The sequence below is a fragment of the Gammaproteobacteria bacterium genome, from assembly GCA_011375345.1.
Taxonomy (GTDB): domain Bacteria; phylum Pseudomonadota; class Gammaproteobacteria; order DRLM01; family DRLM01; genus DRLM01.
In genome coordinates this window covers 1-18,494 of the sequence record DRLM01000074.1, presented here as the reverse complement: position 1 = coordinate 18,494, position 18,494 = coordinate 1, and the positions used below count along the sequence as shown (strand labels likewise).

The following is an 18,494-nucleotide window of genomic DNA, read 5'->3' as shown; positions in this document are numbered from 1 at the left end:
TACGCGCCTCCCGAGACAGTTTGGCCACGGCGCGCCCCTCCCTTCTGGTGGTACACGCCGTAGCGGTTTACCGGGACTCTCGTCCCAAGGAAAGGTGCGTAAATCTGGATGTCGCGTTAACCTCAGAATAGGGTGTCGTTTTACAGGGGAGGTCTACTTCAAGCCCAGATGGCTGATATCCGGCAGCGGGGGCGGCGCGGTTTTTTTGATCTCTTCCAGGCTTTCACCGGCCTGGGCAAGGCTCAAATGGCTGGTGTCGATGTCCACTGGTGGCGCATCCGGCAGTTCGATCAGGCTTTCGCCCGGGGGGGCCACGGACAAGGCGCTGGTGTCGATCTTGGGTGGTACGTTGATGACCTGCACCGCCAGGGTCTGATCGGGCGACCCCAGTCTCAGGTGGGCGATGTCGATCTGGGGCGGGGCAATGACAGGGGCTTCGACCAGCACACTGCCTGCCGGGGCCAGCTCCGGCCCGCTGTCGGTCTCCGGCGCTGCGGCGGCGCTGACAGGCTCGGGGGCCGGTTCGGCGTGCGGGGCATTGCGGGTGGCGGCGGAGTCCATGGCCGTTGGCGCCAGCTCTGTAGCGCCGGGCTCCGTCCGGGCTTCCGTTGCAAGCTCAGGCGCGGCCTGAGCTGTCGGCACAGGATCAGCCTCCGCCGGGGACGGTGGGGCGGCTCCGGACGCGGGTTCGGCAAAGCAGCGCAGGCCGGCCTGTTCCACCCGGGCCACGTAGGTCTGCGCCGTGGCCCGGTCCACGCCTTTTTTGATGACCACCCGCCGGCCGGAAAACAAGGGCGCCAGCTTGTCCGCCGGGGTGTTGAACAAACGGGCCAGGCGCTGGGCGACTTCCTCCGTTCGGGCGCCATCCACCAACCGGCCGTCTACATGAATCTGATACCTAGCATCGCTCACGGACCGTGCTCCCTGCTTCGTCTCTCAAGCCGTTAACGGTACGCTTTTTCCCCGCTGAAGGCAGTCGTGAGAACGATGCGTCAGAGTGACCGGAGTCACATATATTATTATTGTATATGCTTATACTATATTTTTATTTGGAGGTGGCCATGATACTCAGACAGCTCTTTGATTATGACACCTGGACCTATACATATCTGATCGCCGACCGGGACAGCGGTCATGCCGCCCTCATCGATCCGGTGCAGGACCAGGTGGAACGTGATCTCCAGCTCCTGACCGAACTGGGGCTGACTTTGAAATACGCCCTGGACACCCATGTCCACGCTGACCACATCACAGCGGCGGGCCGTTTGCGGGAACGCAGTGCGTGCCAGACAGGGCTGGCGGCCATCAACGCGGTGGGCTGCGCCGACATCGGGCTGAACGACGGCGACACACTGGCGCTGGGCCGGCTCCAGGTGCGGGTGCTGACCACCCCGGGTCATACCGACGGCTGTTTGAGCTACAAGGTGGAGAATCACGTGTTCACCGGCGACAGCCTGTTCATCCGCGGCTGCGGCCGCACCGACTTTCAGCAGGGCGATGCCGGCCGCTTGTACGACTCCATCACGCACAAGCTCTTCACCCTGCCGGATGACACCTGGGTTCACCCCGGCCACGATTACCGTGGTCAGACCCTGTCCACCATCGGGGAGGAAAAACGTTTCAACCCCCGCCTCAAGCTGGGCCGGCAGGCCTTCATCAACTACATGAAGAATCTGGATTTGCCCGATCCGAAATACATGATGGAAGCGGTGCCCGCCAACCTGGAATGTGGCCGCTCGTGAGCGCGCTGCTGTGGCCGGCGGCGTTCGCCATGGGCATCGTGCTGGGGATGTTCGGCGCCGGGGGCGGCATGCTCACCGTGCCGCTGCTGATCTATCTGGCCCATGTCCCCATCAAAGCTGCCGTGGCCATGAGCTTGTGGGTGGTGGCGCTGGTGTCTCTGGCCGCCCTGGCGCAGCAACGGGCCTGGCACTGCCTGCAACCCAGATTGCTGTTAGTGTTCGGGCTGACCGGAGTAGCCGGCAGTGTCACCGGCTCCACTCTGGCGCCCTACTTGCCCGAGCGCTTGCAGCTGGGGCTGTTCGCCGCCCTGACCCTGCTGGTGGCCTGGTGGCTGAACAAACTGGAACTGTCCAACCGGGTGAGCGTGTTCCGCTTCATCCCCGCCTCCATCACCGGCTTCGCCATCGGGGCCTTGACGGGGATAGTGGGCGTGGGGGGCGGATTTTTGCTGGTGCCGGCCTTGATTTACCTGGGCATTGGCCACTTTCCCACGGCGGTGGCACACTCCCTGCTGCTGGTCTGTTTCAATGCCCTGGCCGGTGGCATCACCTATCTCAACACCGAGAGCTTTTCCCTGCCCCTGACCCTGATCCTGGCGGCCCTGGCCGCCGTCGGTAGTACTGTGGGGGGCTTTCTGTTAAAACGTCTTCCCAGCACCCAGCTGCAACGCGGCTTCAATATCATGCTCGTCCTGCTGGGGAGTTTCATGCTGTGGCGGGCAATTGCGACTTAACATCAACCAATGGAGGGGATCATGAGCGAGCAGCGTCATCACAAGGTCTTGATTGTCGGCGGCGGCACCGGCGGCATCGCCGTGGCCTCGCACCTGAAAAAAGAATCGCCCGAGCTGGACATTGCCATAGTTGATCCGGCCCAGACCCATTACTACCAGCCGGGCTGGACCCTGGTGGGAGGCGGTATCATGCACGCTGAGAAAACCGCGCGCAGCATGGAGACCGTCATCCCCGCCGGTGTGAGCTGGATCAAGGACGCCGTCGCCGAGCTCGATCCAGACAACAACAACCTCAGCCTGGCCTCCGGCGACAAGGTCGGCTACGACTATCTGGTGATGGCCGCCGGCATCAAAATTGACTGGGACGCCATTCCCGGGCTGGCGGAAAGCATTGGCGAAAACGGGGTGGTGAGTAATTACGGCTACGAACTCGCCCCCAAAACCTGGGACGCCATCAGCCATTTCCGCGGCGGCACCGCCCTGTTCACCCAGCCCAAACCACCCTTCAAATGCCCCGGCGCGGCACAAAAGATTCTTTATCTGGCCGACGAAGTCTTCCGCAAGCACGGCGTGCGCAACAAATCCCAGGTGATTTTCTGCTCTGCCGCCCCCGGCATTTTTCCGGTGAAAAAATACGCCAAGGTGCTGAACGAAGTCATCGCCCGCAAGGAACTGGACATGCGCTACCAGACCAACCTGGTGGAGCTGCGCCCGGACAAACGGGAAGCGGTGGTGGAAAAGGCCGGGGGCGAGAAAGAAACCATTCAGTACGACATGATCCACGTTACCCCGCCCCAAAGCGCGCCGGACTTCATCAAGGGCAGCCCCCTGGCCGACGGGGCCGGCTGGGTGGACGTGGACATGTACACCCTGCGCCACAAAAAATACGCCAATGTGTTCGGCCTGGGCGACTGCACCAACTCCCCCAATTCCAAAACCGCCGCCGCCATCCGCAGCCAGACGCCGGTGGTGGTCAGCAACCTGCTCACCGCCGTGGGTGGCGGCGAAGGCAAAACCGCCTACGACGGTTATGCGTCCTGCCCCCTGGTCACGGGCGTGGGCAGGCTGGTGTTGGCCGAGTTCGATTACAATCTGCAACCCAAGGAAACCTTCCCCTTCGACCAGGGTAGGGAACGCAAGAGCATGTACTACCTGAAAAAATATGTATTGCCCAAGTTCTACTGGGACGTGCTGTTAAAGGGCGGCAACCTCGGCGGCGGCGGCGCCTGAACACGCCGCGAAGGCGCATATCCCTTACTATTAATAAAAGGCTGGAATGGGGGTGAATGCCTGAACAGCAACCTGATTTCAGGTATTCACCCTCACCCTGCCAAAGGGAGGACGGGGTCAGGTCTTGTTTTTTGCCCCCCCTTTCCTTACGTTCGATGCAACCAACGGCCGGCCGCCGCGCCAAGGCATGACCCCATCCCCGCGCTGCCCCTTGGCCTGTGGGATCCAGTTCCAGCACTCACCGGGACAACGCGGAACAGCTCATTCAGCTCATTCGGCGTGGGCAGCAAAGGCGGGATGGCGGGACAGTCTGCCGGTTCGGCCAGGGGGAAGCGCATGGTGTTCATGGCGTGGCGTCCGGGACATCCAGCAAGCTGATCCAATGCCGGACTGGTATTTCCGCGGCGCCACCGAGGTGCAACAGACAACCAATGTTGGCGGTGGCGATGATTTGGGGCTGGCCGGCACTCAATGCCGCGAGCTTGTTCTGCCTGAGTTGTTTCGCCAAGGCGGCTTGTAACAAAGAATAAGTGCCGGCAGCGCCGCAGCAAAGATGGGGGTCTGCGACTGATGTCAGTTCGAAGCCACAGCGGACGAGCACATCCTCCACCCGCCCGGCCAGCTTTTGGCCGTGTTGCAAGCTGCAGGGTGATTGAAACGCCACGCGGCGCGGCCGCGTGATTGTCAACGGTGATAACTCCTCGGCGGCCAGCACTTCGCTGAGGTCGCGGGTCGCGGCGCTGATGCCCGCGGCTTTGACGGCATAGTCAGGATCATCGCGCAACAAACAGCCGTACTCCTTGACCACTGCGCCGCAACCGGCGGCGGTCATCACAATGGCCTCGGCACCTGCCTTGAGGCGGGGCCACCAGGCGTCGATGTTGCGGCGCATGTGTTCCCGCGCCGGGCCGGCCTCGTTCAGGTGTTGATGCAGGGCACCGCAGCAACCCGTTTCGGGAACGCGCATGAGGGAAATGCCGACGCGGTCCAACACCCGCGCCGCGGCGGCATTGATTTCTGGCGCGGCACGGCTTTGGACACAGCCGTCCGGCACCAGCATTTTGCGCTTGTGACGCGGCGGCGGCCAGGCGGGCACGGCGACAGGTTGTGGCACGATGCGGCGCACCTCCGGCGGCAGCAGGGGACGCAGCCATTGGCCCAGTTTCAACAAGAGACCGAAACGCTCCGGGTGCGGGAATAGCGCCAACAAGGTCCGGCGCAGCATGCGCTGGTGCCATGTTCTGGGCACTTGGTCATCCACCACTTGGCGGCCGATCTCCACCAAACGGCCATAGCGCACCCCGGAGGGACAGGTGGTCTCGCAACTCAGGCAGGTCAGACAACGGTCCAGGTGAATTTGCGTGGCGGCGCTGAGCGGCCGGCCTTCCAGGGCTTGTTTGATCTGATAAATCCGCCCCCGCGGGCCGTCCAGTTCATCGCCCAAGAGTTGATAGGTGGGACAGGTGGCGTTGCAAAATCCGCAGTGCACACAACTGCGCAAGATGCTTTCGGCCTCCCGGCCCCAGGGCGTGTTTTGGACGGCGGGGCTTAAACGGGTCTGCACGGGGGTACTCTGGTGGACCAGGACAAGGCGGCTTACAGATCGTGGTACAAACGGCCGGGGTTGAACAGGCCGCGTGGGTCCAATGCGGTTTTGATGCGCCGGTGCAGGGCCAGCAAAGCCGGCTTCAAGGGCTGGAACACATCGTTTTTGCGATCGCCACCGCGAAATAACATTGCATGTCCTCCTCCCGTCGCCGCTGCCGCGAACACTTGGGCGGGGGGCGCTGTGGTTTTGTACCAGCGCAAGGCGCCGCCCCATTCCAGCAAAGCTTTGCCAGGCAAATTGGGCCACGGGGCGGCGGGCGGCAGGGACAGGCGCCACAATGGCACATCGTCCTGGAAAAAGGCCCGCCGCTGTTCGCGCACATCGTGCCAAAAGGTTGCGCCTTTGTTGCAGACATCCCCGCCGGTTTTCTTACGTGCCGCCGCCACCGCGCGCTCGGTGCCGGACAGGCGCAGATACAGGCTGTCGCCGGTGTAGCAGGTGGCGGACAGGGGCACAGTGCCGCGGCCCAGTTCGCCCAGTTTGGTCAGCACCTGGTCCCGGGGCAGTTCCAGGACCACGGTCAGTTCCGTGGCGGGGCGGGGCAAAACTTTGAGTGAAACCTCCAACAACACCCCCAAGGTACCCATCGCCCCGGCCATGAGACGAGAGAGATCATAACCCGCCACGTTTTTCATCACCTGGCCACCGAAGCGCAGCACCTCGCCGCGGCCGTTGATGAGGCGCGTGCCCAACACAACATCGCGGGCCGCCCCGGTGTAGGGGCGGCGCGGGCCGGACAGGCCGCAGGCAATGGTGCCGCCCAGCGTGGCGCCAGCCCCGAAGTGGGGCGGTTCAAAGGCCAGCATCTGCCCGGCCCCCGCCAGGGTCGCTTCGAGGTCTGCCAGCGGCGTGCCCGCGCGGGCGGTGATAACCAGCTCGCTGGGCTCGTAGCTGACGATGCCGCGATGGCCGGCGGTTGCCAGGATGTCATCCGCTTGCGCGTCACGGCCGTAAAACGCTTTGCTGCCGCTGCCTGTGATGCACAGGGTGTGGCGCCGGGCGGCAGCTTCCCGCACCTGCGCTTGCAGATCCTGGGTGATGTCTGCTTCAGCGCTCACATCAAAAGCGCTCAAGTTCGGGAAAGGGCAGCCGGCCGCCGTGCACGTGCATGGCACCGAACTCGGCGCAGCGCGCCAAAGTGGGCACGGCTTTGCCGGGATTGAGCAGGCCCTGTGGGTCAAAGGCCGCTTTGACGGCATGAAACTGAGTCAATTCCTGCCCGCCGAACTGCACGCACATTTGCTTGATTTTTTCCATGCCCACGCCGTGCTCGCCGGTGATGGTGCCACCCACGGCCACGCACAGTTCCAAAATCCTGCCGCCCAGCTCCTCGGCTTTTTCCAGCTCACCATCCCGGTTGGCATCGTACAAAATCAGGGGGTGCAGATTGCCGTCACCGGCGTGAAACACATTGGCCACGGGCAGGCCGTACGCGTCGGACAGCTCGCTGATACGGTGCAACACCGTGCCCAGGTGCTGGCGGGGAATGGTGCCGTCCATGCAATAGTAATCCGGCGCCAGGCGCCCCACGGCAGGAAAGGCGGACTTGCGCCCGGTCCAAAAGCGGCGCCGTTCCTGCTCATCGCGCGCGGTGCGCACTGCCGTGGCCTTGCAATCAAGCAGCAATTGGCGCACCCGGTAGATCTGCTCCGACACTTCCTCGTTGCCGCCGTCCAGCTCGCACAGCAAAATGGCAGCGGCCCCGGTGGGATAGCCGGCATGGACGAAATCTTCCGCCGCCTTGACAGCGAGCCGGTCCATCAGCTCCAGACCGGCGGGAATGATGCCCGCGGCGATAATGCGTCCCACCGCCGTGCCGGCGGCCTCGGCGCTGGCGAATGCGGCCAGCACCACCTGGGCCCGTTCCGGCTGCGGCAGCAGTTTCACCGTCACCTCCACCACCACACCCAGCATGCCTTCGGAGCCGGTGAGCAAAGCCAGCAGGTCATAACCGGGGCCATCCAGGCTCATCCCGCCCAACTCGAGCAGTTCGCCGTCCACTGTAATCACCTTCACACCCAGCACATTGTGCACGGTCAGGCCGTATTTCAGACAATGCACGCCGCCGGCGTTTTCCGCCACATTGCCGCCGATGGAACAGGCGATTTGCGACGAGGGATCGGGCGCGTAGTACAAGCCATATGGCGCCGCGGCCTGGGAAATGGCCAGGTTGCACACACCGGGCTGCACCCGCGCGCAGCGGTTGGCCACGTCCACTTCAAGAATGCGGTTGAGTCTGGCCAACACCAGCAATACGCCGTCTTCCAGCGGCAGCGCCCCGCCGGACAGGCCCGTGCCCGCGCCCCGCGCCACCACAGGCACCTGCTGCTCGTGACAGAGCCGCAGCACCGCCTGGACCTGAGCCACCGTTTCGGGCAATACCACCACCCACGGCACGCACCGGTAAGCGGACAGGCCGTCGCATTCGTAGGGGTGGCGGGATTCATCATCCGCCAAGAGTCCGTGCCCGGGCAGCACATCACGCAAACCGGCCAGCACCCGCGCCTTCGCTGTGTCACTGGGGCTCGAATATTCTTTCACCGCACCCACCAGTCGCGCCTGCATTTTTCATCAGTACTATTAAGTGTTTACGCTGCCGCCGAACAAGCCGGGACCATAACGGAAGGCGAAAAACGGCGCAAGGTCTGGAATCGGGTGGACAGACTCAGGCGCAGCTTTGGGAGCGTGTTCCGGCACATGAGCTGGGGGCTTGGTGGGTCTGAATGACATGAAGTATTGTTTTTCCAGGTAAAGGGCTTCGACCCCTTTTCTCCACGGAACCCAAAGCCCAGTGCATCACTCTGAATTTGAGAAATCCCCCGCCCTACCGATACGGGTTATGCAGGGATACGCCGAAACGCTCTGGACCTTTTCAGCAACCAAGGAGGCGCCACGTGGGATTGCGACGTTGGTTGGCTAAAACCATTGTCGACTGGCTGGCTTATGAACGGCCCAATGACGGCATGCCGATGTGCGATTTCGATCGCCTGGCTTTTGAGATCCGCCCCTGCGATGTGTTGTTGGTGGAGGGGCGCAGCCGCGTCAGCGACATCATCAAAAACATCACCCAGACGGCCTGGACGCACTCCGCGATTTACATCGGGCGTTTGAGTGACATCGAAAACCCCGCGGTGCGCGCCCTGGTGGCCAAGCACCACGACGGTGACGAACAGGAGCAACTGCTCATCGAGGCGTTGTTGGGTCAAGGTACCATCGTCACGCCGCTCCGCGCCTACCGCCACGAGCATCTTCGCATCTGCCGCCCCCGGGCCCTGTCCATGCAGGACGCGCAGCGGATAGTTGAGTATTGCGCCGGCCACCTGGGCGTGGACTACGATGTGCGCCAGCTTATTGATCTGGCGCGCCTGCTCTATCCCTACGCCATATTGCCCCGTCGCTGGCGCTCCACGCTGTTTGAACACAATGCCGGTATTCCCACCCGCACCGTGTGTTCTTCCATGATTGCGGCGGCCTTTTCCCACGTGCACTATCCCATTCTTCCCGTGGTGCAGCGTGGCGACGACGGCCGCCTGCATCTGTACAAACGCAATGCCCGCCTGCACACACCCCGCGACTTTGATTACTCGCCTTATTTTGACATCATCAAATATCCGTTCCTGGGCTTTGACGATATGGCGGTATACCGCCAGTTGCCTTGGAACAAAGAGGGCGTCATCTGCAACGATGAAAATGACTGCTTCGTGCCAGACACCGCCGTCCCCGCGCCAGTGACAAGCCGGGGACAAGCGGCTATTGTTGCGGCCAAAGTGGCCGCTTCGGAAAATCTCATGCAGCCTGCCACGGGGGGCGGCCTGGAAAGATAAACACGCGCCACGCCTGCAAGACTCAGGAACATGACTTTCGGCAGGTGCCAAGACGGGCTGACCAACCGCGGTGACGATACGCACTGCCCCTGAGGGGTTTGAGGGCAGGGAAACAAGGGCAGCCTCCGCCCGGGCAGACGAGCACCTTTGACGCCGCCGTCAGGGCCGGGCTGGATGGTGACCCGGAACAACAACAGAAAGGGACTCATATGTTCATTGTGCTGTGGATCGCCGCACTCGCGCTGGGTTTGGCGGCATTGGCTTACTGGCGCATGGGGATGTTGTGGGTGGCGTTGGGGGGCGGTGTGTATCTGGCAGTTTCTGCCGCCATGAAGCCGGTGCCTGTGTCACTGTTGGTGCTGGCAGCCATCCCCTATCTGCTGATCGCCCTGCCCCTGGCCATTGTGCCGCTCAGGCGTGCCCTGATCAGCCGCCGCCTCCTCGCCCTGTTCAAAAAAGCCCTGCCCCCCCTTTCCACCACCGAGCGGGAAGCCCTGGAGGCGGGCAGCGTATGGTGGGACGGCGAGTTGTTCAGCGGCCGTCCGGATTGGGAAAAACTGCTCACCACGCCCGCCCCGGCACTGACTGAAGAAGAGCAGGCCTTCCTCGACGGTCCCGTGGAAAAGCTGTGCCAGATGGTGAACGACTGGGACATCACCCAGGAGCGCCTGGATCTGCCGCCGGAGGTGTGGCGCTTCATCAAGGAAAACGGCTTCTTCGGCATGATCATCCCCAAGGAACACGGCGGCCTGGGTTTTTCCGCCCTGGCCCACTCGGCGGTGGTGATGAAGCTGGCCAGCCGCAGCGTCAGCGCCGCCGTCACCGTCATGGTGCCCAACTCCCTGGGACCGGCGGAGCTGCTTTTGCACTACGGCACCGAGGAGCAAAAAAACCACTACCTGCCGCGCCTGGCTGCGGGCGAGGAGGTGCCCTGCTTCGCCCTCACCGGTCCCGAAGCCGGCAGCGACGCCAGCAGCATCCCCGACCGGGGGGTGGTCTGCCGCGGCACCTTTGACGGCAAAGAAGTCCTCGGCATCAAGCTCAACTGGGAAAAGCGCTACATCACCTTGGGCCCCGTGGCCACAGTGCTGGGCCTGGCCTTCAGGCTCTACGACCCCGACCATTTGTTGGGCCATCAGGACGACATCGGCATCACGCTGGCCCTGATTCCCACCGCCACCGCCGGCGTGGACATCGGTGAGCGGCACTTCCCTCTGAACCAGGCCTTTCAAAACGGTCCCAACCGCGGACGCGATGTGTTCATTCCCCTGGACTGGGTCATCGGTGGCGCCCAGCGGGTGGGCCAGGGCTGGCGCATGCTGATGGAAAGCCTGGCCGCGGGCCGTTCCATTTCCCTGCCCGCCCTGTCCACCGGCGGCGGCAAGCTGGTGTGCCGTGCCACTGGCGCCTATGCCCGCATCCGGCGCCAGTTTCGCACCCCCATCGGCCGCTTCGAAGGGGTGGAGGAAGCACTGACCCGCATGGCGGTCCATACTTATGTCATGGACGCGGCACGGGTGATGACCGCCGGGGCGGTGGATCGGGGGGAAAAACCCGCGGTGATTTCCGCCATGGTCAAATACCATCTGACTGAACGCATGCGCCAGGCGGTGAACGACGCCATGGACGTGCAGGGCGGCAGCGCCATCTGCATGGGGCCGCGCAATTTCATCGCCCGCATGTACCAGGCCATTCCCATCAGCATCACCGTGGAAGGGGCCAATATCCTCACCCGCAGCCTGATCATCTTCGGCCAGGGGGCGGTGCGCTGCCACCCCTTCGTTTATAAAGAGATGCAGGCGGTAAATGACAGCGATGCCAAACGCGGCCTGCGCGACTTCGATCATGCCTTCTTCGGCCATGTGGGCTTCACCCTCAGTAATGCCGTGCGCGCCCTGTGGCTGGGGCTCACCGGCGCCCGCTGGGCCCGGGTACCCGTCACCGGCGCGCTGAAACGGGACTACCAGCACCTCACCCGCCTCAGCGCCGCCTTCGCCCTCAGTGCCGACATCGCCATGCTGGTACTGGGCGGCGCGCTCAAGCGCAAGGAAAAGCTCTCGGGCCGCTTCGCCGATGTGTTCAGTCATCTCTACCTTGCCTCCGCCGTGCTCAAACGGTTCGAGGATCAGGGCCGGCCCGAGGACGACCGGCCGCTGGTGGAATGGGCGCTGGCGGACGCCAAATCCACCATCGAAGGCCGGCTGACGGCCATATACCGGCATCTGCCCCAACGCTGGCTGGGTCGGGCGCTGCGCTGGTGGGTGTTCCCCACGGGCCTGTCTTTTCAGCCCGCTGACGATCGTACCGGCCACTACGCCGCTGCCCTGCTGCTCAGCCCGTCCGAGGCCCGCGACCGCTTGACCGCCGGTGTGTTCGTACCCACCGACGAAAACGAGGCAGTGGCCCGACTGGACCGGGCGCTGGCACTGGTGGGCGAGGCTGAGACAGTGGAGAAGAAGCTGCGCGAAGCCGTGCGCAGCGGCACCCTGGTGGCCACGCCCCTGGATGCCCTGGTGAGCGCCGGCGAACGCGCCCAAGTCATCACCGCCGAGGAAGCGGCATTGTGGCGCCGGTTTGAGGCGCTGCGCCGTGAAATCATCGCTGTGGATGCCTTCAAACCCGAAGCACTGATCTGAGGAGACCCCCATGCCCAGCCCAAGGACGAAACATGGTGGGCGGCCCGTATATGTGGTGGACGGTGCCCGCACGCCCCAACTGAAAGCCCGGGGCAAACCCGGACCGTTCCATTCCGCCGATCTGGCGGTGGCGGCGGGGCGGGCCCTGCTGCTGCGCCAGCCTTTCGAGCCCGGCGACTTCGATGAAGTGATTCTGGGCTGTGTCATGCCCGGCCCGGACGAGGCCAATATCGGCCGTGTCGTCGCCCTCAGACTGGGCTGCGGCCACGACGTGCCCGCCTGGACGGTGCAACGCAACTGCGCCTCCGGCATGCAGGCCCTGGACTGCGCTTTCCACGACATTGCCGACGGCCGTGCCGAACTGGTGCTGGCGGGCGGCACCGAGGCCATGAGCCACGCCCCGGTGCTACTGCGGGAAAAAATGGTCGCCTGGCTGGCGGACTGGAACCGCGCCCGCAGCTTCGGCGCCAGGGCGAGAGCGCTCACCCGGCTGCGACCCGCTCATCTGGCCCCCGTCATCGGTCTGCTGCGTGGCCTCACCGACCCCCTGGCGGGCCTGTCCATGGGACAGACCGCGGAAAACCTGGCCTACCGTTTCAACATCAGCCGCGAAGCGATGGACGCCTTCGCTCTGCGCAGCCACCAGCGCCTGGCGGAAGCCCAGGACGCCGGGCGGCTTGTGGAAATCGAACCCCTGTTTGACAGCCGCGGCAAAGCCTATGAGCACGACGACGGCCTGCGCCGCGAAACCGATATGGCGGCCCTGGCCAAACTAAAACCCGTGTTCGACAAACCCTACGGCCTGGTCACCGCCGGCAACAGCGCCCAGGTCACCGACGGTGCGACGCTGCTGGTGCTGGCCTCCGAACAGGCCGTGGAAAAACACAGCCTGCCCGTGCTGGGCCGCATCGTGGACAGCCAGTGGGCCGGAGTGGACCCGGCGCAAATGGGGTTGGGCCCCGCCCACGCCATATCCCCCCTGCTCCAACGGCGGCGCCTGAAAGCCGACGCGGTGGACTACTGGGAAATCAACGAAGCCTTCGCCGCCCAGGTGCTGGCAGTGCTGGCGGCCCTCAAAGATACCGACTACTGCCGCAAGGAACTGGGCCGCCGCAGCGCCGTGGGCGAAATACCCGGGGAGCGGCTCAACGTGGACGGCGGCGGCGTCAGCCTGGGTCACCCCGTGGGCGCCAGCGGGGCGCGCATCGTTCTGCATTTGCTGCACGTGCTGGAACAACGGGGCGGCAAGCGCGGCATGGCCAGCCTGTGCATCGGCGGCGGCCAGGGCGGCGCCATGCTGGTGGAACGGACGGGAGACTGAAGGATGGCAACGTACAAAAACTGGCGCCTGGAGCGCGACGAGGACGGGATCGCCTGGCTTTATTTCGACAAAGCCGGTGCCGGCGCCAATGTCTTGTCCAAGACCGTGCTGGAGGAATTGGACAGCGCGCTGAACGGGCTGTTGGACCCGTCCCCCACGGGCGTGGTGATCCTCTCGGCCAAAGACAACGGCTTCATCGCCGGCGCCGACGTGAAAGAATTCACCGCCATCAAGGACGAGGGCGAGGCCCTGGCGCTGATCCGGCGGGGCCAGGGCATCATGGACCGCATCGGGGCCCTGCCCTTTCCCAGCGTGGCCCTGATTCACGGCTTCTGCCTGGGCGGCGGCCTGGAGCTGGCCCTGGCCTGCGATTACCGCGTGGCGCGGGACGACCCCGGCACCCGCCTGGGGCTGCCCGAAGTACTGCTGGGCATCCACCCCGGCTTCGGCGGCTCGGTGCGGCTGACGCGCTTGATTGGCGGCCCGGCCGCCATGGGGCTGATGCTCACCGGCCGTACCCTGGACAGCCGCCGGGCCAAACGCCTGGGTCTGGTGGATCTCGCCGTGCCCCAGCGCCACTGGAAGCGCGCCGCCGCCCGGCTGATCCTCGACCAGGCACCCAAACGGCAAGCCAAGGCCCTGCAGCGGGCCAGCAACCTGCCGCTGGTACGCCCCGTCCTGGCCCTCGCCATGCGGCGCCAGGTGGCGGCCAAGGCCAGAAAAGAGCACTACCCCGCGCCCTACGCCCTGATTGACGTGTGGGCCCGCCACGGCGGTGATCCCCGGGCCATGCTGCGGGCCGAGGCCGAGTCAGTGGCCCGCTTGCTGCTGGGGGGCACGGCGCAAAACCTGGTGCGGGTGTTCTTCCTGCAGGAGCGGCTCAAGGGACTGGGCAAGGCCAGCGCCTTCACCCCCAGGCGGGTGCACGTGATCGGCGCCGGCGTCATGGGGGGTGACATCGCCGCCTGGTGCGCCGGCCGCGGCTTGCAGGTGACCGTGCAGGACAACAACCCCGCCGCCCTGGCGCGGGTGGTGGGCCGGGCCCACAAGCTGTATCAACAACGTCTCAAAGACCGCCGCCGGGTGCGCGACGCCATGGACCGGCTGATTCCCGACCGCAGCGGCGCCGGGGTGGGCCGGGCCGATGTCATTATCGAAGCCATTTTCGAAAACGTGGACGCCAAACAGGGCTTGTTCCGGGAGATCGAACCCCAGGCTCGCCCCGAGGCGCTGCTGGCCACCAACACCTCCAGCATTCCGCTGGAAACCCTGGGCGAGGCCTTGCACGATCCCGGCCGCCTGGTGGGCGTGCACTTCTTCAACCCCGTGGCCAAAATGCAACTGGTGGAGGTGGTGAGCGGCGCCTCCACCGGTCCGGCCTGGGCGGAAAAAGGCGCGGCCTTCGTGCGCCGCATCGACCGCCTGCCTCTGCCGGTGAAAAGCTCGCCCGGCTTTCTGGTCAACCGGGTGCTGATGCCCTATTTGCTGGAAGCGGTGAGCCTGGTGGAAGAAGGTGTGCCGCCGGCGGTCATCGACAAGGCCGCCACGGATTTCGGCATGCCCATGGGACCGATCCTGCTGGCCGACACCGTGGGGCTGGATATCTGCCTGTCAGTGGCGGAGATCCTCGGAAGAGAGCTGCACCACACCGTGCCCGGCCGCCTGCGTGAAATGGTCGAAGCGGGCAGGCTGGGGAAAAAAAGCGGCCAGGGATTTTATGCCTATGACAAAGGCAAAGCCCTGGTACCCAAGATCGACCGTTCCTACGCCGCCCCGGCCGATCTTACCGAGCGCCTCATCCTGCGCCTCATCAACGAAGCCGTGGCCTGCCTGCGCGAAGGCGTGGTGGCGGACAAAGACCTGCTGGATGCGGGCATGATCTTCGGTACCGGCTTCGCCCCCTTCCGCGGCGGCCCCCTGCGCAGCGTGGAAAGCACCGGCGCTGAGGCCGTGTACGAACAGCTGGCGGGCCTGGAAAAAGTTCACGGCGAGCGTTTTCAGCCGGACGAGGGTTGGACGGAATTGCGGTGACGGAGCAAAGCCCCTCTCCCGGCGGAAGAAGGCTTGGGGTGAGGGGATCAAACAGCAACAAGTCACTGCAATGCACTCACCACCGGCGCTGCTGGAGCTCATGTCGGGAACGGACGGCGTCCCGTCCGGGCACGGGCATGCCGGACCCGTTTCAATGATTGCGCCACCGCCCATCGACACGCCCTAAGGGCCCCATGCACCAAGGCCTGCAAGCGACAGCGCAAAGTGCGCGGGGCTGGCAGAAGCGTAGCAAGCGGTGGCAAAAGAAACCGCCGGTTTGTCCTTACGATACGGCCACCGTGCTTTCAAGCAGCCGTGTCGATGACGTGTATCTTGACGTGGACCACCCTCAGCAAACCGACCAAGGTGAAGGCATGACTGGCACAACACTGGACGTCATTCCCCTTGCAAGCGCCCGCACCCTGGCGGGCCTGTTCCGCGAGCGGGCCAAGCGCACACCGGAGGCAGTGGCATACGCTTATTTTGATCCCCATGCTCACAAGTGGCGCAGCCATACTTGGGCGGGCATGAAAACCGAAGTGGCCCGCTGGCAGGCCGCTTTCGAGAACGAAGGCCTGGCGCGGGGGGCCCGGGTGGCCGTAATGCTGAAAAACTGCTGCGAATGGGTGTGCTGCGAACAGGCGGCTTTGGGCCTGGGCCTGGTGGTGGTACCGCTGTTTTACAACGACCGGGCGGAAAACGTGGCCTATGTGCTGGGGGACTGCGGCGCTGAGTGGCTGCTCATCGGGGGCGCGGACACCTGGCAGACCCTGGCCCCGGTCGCGGAGCGCCTGGGTACCGTCAAGAGCATCGTCACCGTGCAGCCCGTGGCGGCGGCGGATTCCCGCGTCCGCGCCCTGACTCACTGGCTGCCCGCCAGCGGCGGCGGGCTGCGCGCCCGGGAGGCCGGTCCCGAGGACCTGGCCACCATCGTCTACACTTCCGGCACCACCGGCAACCCAAAGGGGGTGATGCTGAGCCACCATAATATCCTCAGCAACACCTGGGCCTGCACCCAGGCGGTGACGGTGTACCGGGAAGATGTGTTTTTGTCGTTCCTGCCCCTGTCCCACATGTACGAACGCACCGTGGGTTATTTTCTGCCCATGATGGCCGGCGCCCAGGTGACTTACGCCCGCTCCGTGCCCCAGCTCGCGGACGATCTGCTCACCGTCAGGCCCACCATCCTTATCTGCGTGCCCCGCATTTTCGAGCGTATCCACATGCGCCTGAAAGAAAAGCTGGACAGCGGGCCGGCCTTCAAACGGCGCTTGTTCGAGCGGGCGGTGACGGTGGGCTGGGCGCGCTTTGAACACCAGCAGGGGCGCACCCAAGAGGTGCCCGGCACCTGGCAATGGCCGCTGCTCAAGGCGCTGGTGGCCAACAAAGTAATGGCCCGCCTGGGGGGACGGCTGCGCCTGGCCATGTCCGGCGGCGCGCCCTTGTCGCCCGACGTTGCCAGGGTTTTCATCGGCCTGGGCCTGCCCGTGCTCCAAGGCTACGGCCTGACGGAAACCAGCCCCGTCATCAGCACCAACCGCCTGAACAACAACCAGCCCGCCAGTGTGGGCCCACCCATCCCGGGGGTGCGCGTGCGCACCAGCGACGAAGGCGAGCTGCTGGTCCGTAGCCCCGGCGTCACGCCGGGCTACTGGAACATGCCCGAGGCCACCGCCGCCCTCATCGATGAGCAGGGCTGGCTCCACACCGGCGACCTGGCGCGCCTGGACCAGGCCGGGCGCATTTACATCACCGGCCGCATGAAGGATATCCTGGTGCTGGCCAATGGCGAAAAAGTGCCCCCCGCAGACATGGAAGCCGCCGTCAAGCGCGACGTCCTGTTCGAGCAGGTCATGGTGCTGGGGGAAGGCAAACCCTATCTCAGCGCGCTGGTGGTGCTGAACGCCGAACGCTGGCCGGCCGTGGCAGAAGAATTGGGCCTGGCGCCAGATACCAGGAGCTTGCAGAGCAGTAAACTGCACCACTATCTGGTCAAGCGCATCGGCGCCCAGCTCAGCACCTTTCCCGGCTACGCCCAAGTCCGCCGCGTCTGCGTCATGCTCAAACCCTGGACAGTGGAAAACGGCCTCGTCACACCCACCCTCAAAGAACGGCGGGCGCGTATACTGGAACAATTCCAAAAGGAGATAGATCAACTTTATGAAGGACACTGAAGCGGCCTGCAAGTTACCCCAGGGCAGCGAACCGGTCATCCGCGTCATGGCCATGCCCTCTCACACCAATGTGGCGGGAGACGTCTTTGGCGGCTGGATCATGTCCCAGGTGGACATCGCCGGTGCCATAGCCGCTCATCGCCGCGCCCAGGGCCGGGTGGCCACCGTAGCCGTCAACTCCTTTGAGTTCCGCAAACCCGTGTTCGTGGGCGACCTGGTGAGTTGCTACGCCGAAGTGATACGGGTGGGGCGCACCTCACTCACCATCAAAGTGGAAGTCTACGCCGAACGCGACCGCAGCATGGGCAGCTGCGTCAAAGTGACGGAGGCCCAACTCACCTATGTCGCCATTGACAGCGACAGACAGCCTAGGGCGGTCCCCCTGGAAACCTGACATCCATCCCCAGCACCGGCGGAGGTGAACGATGAATACAAGAGAAAAGGCAAACGACAGCGACAAAATCGCCTGCAGCGTTTGCCTGAAAGAAATACCTGCCTCGGGCGCGAAGAGCGACGAGACCTCGGACTACGTCCGCCATTTTTGCGGCCTGGAGTGCTACGACAAGTGGAAAGCCCAGCAGCAAGCACCGAAACAAGACGAATGAGCCACGCAACATCGGCCTGAAGAAGCGGAGTGGAAGTGAGCGGCACCCCCGCCGCCGAAGTTTTCGGCCCACTCCAGGGGCGCATCCCTATCGGGGCCGGCCTGCGGCTGTTCTAAAACGCTCCCGGCGGTTTTGTCGTCGGATCAGTGTTGCCTTCAGACACCGGTGGATTCCACCTCACGACGGACACTCCGGCCGTTCGGCTGACCCACACCGCTCCCCGATCATCAGACCTCGACGTTTTTGGCGCCGGGAGGGTGCTTTTTAGATTGGATGGGCGTACACCGGTCTCCACATGGGCCGGCTTGCCGCCCCCCACGGCGGTGGTTTGGGTCACCGTGAGTTCGGCACCAGCATAAAAAAGGGGTCTGACCCCTTTAATTGGCACCATTTAGGAGAGGTGTTTCACCGATTAGCCCGCCAGAAGGAAAGCCAGATTGAGGAAGGGCACCTTATGGTAGATCATGTGCACATGCTGATAAGCATCCCACCGAAGTACGCGGTTGCCCAGGTAGTCGGGTACATCAAAGGGAAAAGCGCCATCCACATTGCTCGGGTATATGGAGAGCGAAAGAGGAATTTTGCTGG

13 protein-coding genes and 2 pseudogenes are annotated in these 18,494 nt (G+C 64.3%); 11 read left to right on the top strand and 4 right to left on the bottom strand.

The window, feature by feature from the left end; genetic code table 11:
* Positions 1-153: 153 nt before the first annotated feature.
* Entirely contained in the window at positions 154-912 is a 759-nt protein-coding gene (locus tag ENJ19_05380) for a hypothetical protein (protein HHM05157.1), read from the bottom strand.
* 149 nt (positions 913-1,061) lie between these two features.
* Between ENJ19_05380 and ENJ19_05375 the strand changes: the two genes are divergently transcribed.
* From ENJ19_05375 to ENJ19_05365, 3 genes are read left to right on the top strand one after another with little or no spacing between them, the layout of a single operon-like run.
* Complete coding sequence (locus ENJ19_05375; GenBank protein HHM05156.1) at positions 1,062-1,742, top strand: MBL fold metallo-hydrolase; 681 nt, start codon at positions 1,062-1,064, stop codon at positions 1,740-1,742.
* A complete protein-coding gene (locus ENJ19_05370) occupies positions 1,739-2,476 on the top strand; it encodes a sulfite exporter TauE/SafE family protein (GenBank protein HHM05155.1) in 738 nt (245 codons plus the stop codon). The genes ENJ19_05375 and ENJ19_05370 overlap by 4 nt, the downstream gene beginning before the upstream one ends.
* 21 nt (positions 2,477-2,497) lie before the next feature.
* Entirely contained in the window at positions 2,498-3,706 is a 1,209-nt protein-coding gene (locus ENJ19_05365) for an NAD(P)/FAD-dependent oxidoreductase (GenBank protein ID HHM05154.1), read from the top strand.
* 343 nt (positions 3,707-4,049) lie between these two features.
* On the opposite strand, the gene glcF is transcribed toward ENJ19_05365, so the two are convergent.
* From glcF to ENJ19_05350, 3 genes and pseudogenes are all read right to left on the bottom strand, one after another.
* Positions 4,050-5,270 carry a glycolate oxidase subunit GlcF gene (gene glcF / locus ENJ19_05360; protein ID HHM05153.1) on the bottom strand — a complete coding sequence of 407 codons (1,221 nt, stop codon included), beginning with the start codon at positions 5,268-5,270 and terminating at the stop codon, positions 4,050-4,052.
* Between the two features lie 32 nt (positions 5,271-5,302).
* Entirely contained in the window at positions 5,303-6,514 is a 1,212-nt protein-coding gene (glcE, locus tag ENJ19_05355) for a glycolate oxidase subunit GlcE (GenBank protein HHM05152.1), read from the bottom strand.
* Positions 6,432-7,880 (bottom strand): annotated as a pseudogene (locus ENJ19_05350) (FAD-binding protein). The gene glcE and the pseudogene ENJ19_05350 overlap by 83 nt, the downstream one beginning before the upstream one ends.
* A 398-nt stretch (positions 7,881-8,278) precedes the next feature.
* Between ENJ19_05350 and ENJ19_05345 the strand changes: the two are divergent.
* From ENJ19_05345 to tnpA, 8 genes and pseudogenes are all read left to right on the top strand, one after another.
* Positions 8,279-9,139 carry a hypothetical protein gene (locus tag ENJ19_05345; GenBank protein ID HHM05151.1) on the top strand — a complete coding sequence of 287 codons (861 nt, stop codon included), beginning with the start codon at positions 8,279-8,281 and terminating at the stop codon, positions 9,137-9,139.
* Positions 9,140-9,348: 209 nt separating this feature from the next.
* Entirely contained in the window at positions 9,349-11,775 is a 2,427-nt protein-coding gene (locus ENJ19_05340) for an acyl-CoA dehydrogenase (protein ID HHM05150.1), read from the top strand.
* Between the two features lie 10 nt (positions 11,776-11,785).
* The gene (locus ENJ19_05335) at positions 11,786-13,096 is read left to right on the top strand and encodes an acetyl-CoA C-acetyltransferase (protein ID HHM05149.1); all 1,311 of its coding nucleotides are present in this window, start codon (positions 11,786-11,788) and stop codon (positions 13,094-13,096) included.
* Positions 13,097-13,099: 3 nt separating this feature from the next.
* A complete protein-coding gene (locus tag ENJ19_05330) occupies positions 13,100-15,127 on the top strand; it encodes a crotonase (GenBank protein HHM05148.1) in 2,028 nt (675 codons plus the stop codon).
* Positions 15,128-15,501: 374 nt separating this feature from the next.
* Positions 15,502-17,301: a long-chain fatty acid--CoA ligase gene (locus ENJ19_05325; protein HHM05147.1), complete on the top strand. Its 1,800-nt coding sequence runs from the start codon at positions 15,502-15,504 to the stop codon at positions 17,299-17,301.
* A complete protein-coding gene (locus ENJ19_05320; GenBank protein HHM05146.1) occupies positions 17,288-17,695 on the top strand; it encodes an acyl-CoA thioesterase in 408 nt (135 codons plus the stop codon). Before ENJ19_05325 ends, ENJ19_05320 begins: the two co-directional genes overlap by 14 nt.
* Before the next feature lie 31 nt (positions 17,696-17,726).
* Positions 17,727-17,906 carry a DUF3330 domain-containing protein gene (locus ENJ19_05315; protein HHM05145.1) on the top strand — a complete coding sequence of 60 codons (180 nt, stop codon included), beginning with the start codon at positions 17,727-17,729 and terminating at the stop codon, positions 17,904-17,906.
* 388 nt (positions 17,907-18,294) lie between these two features.
* A pseudogene (tnpA, locus tag ENJ19_05310) lies at positions 18,295-18,494 on the top strand (IS200/IS605 family transposase).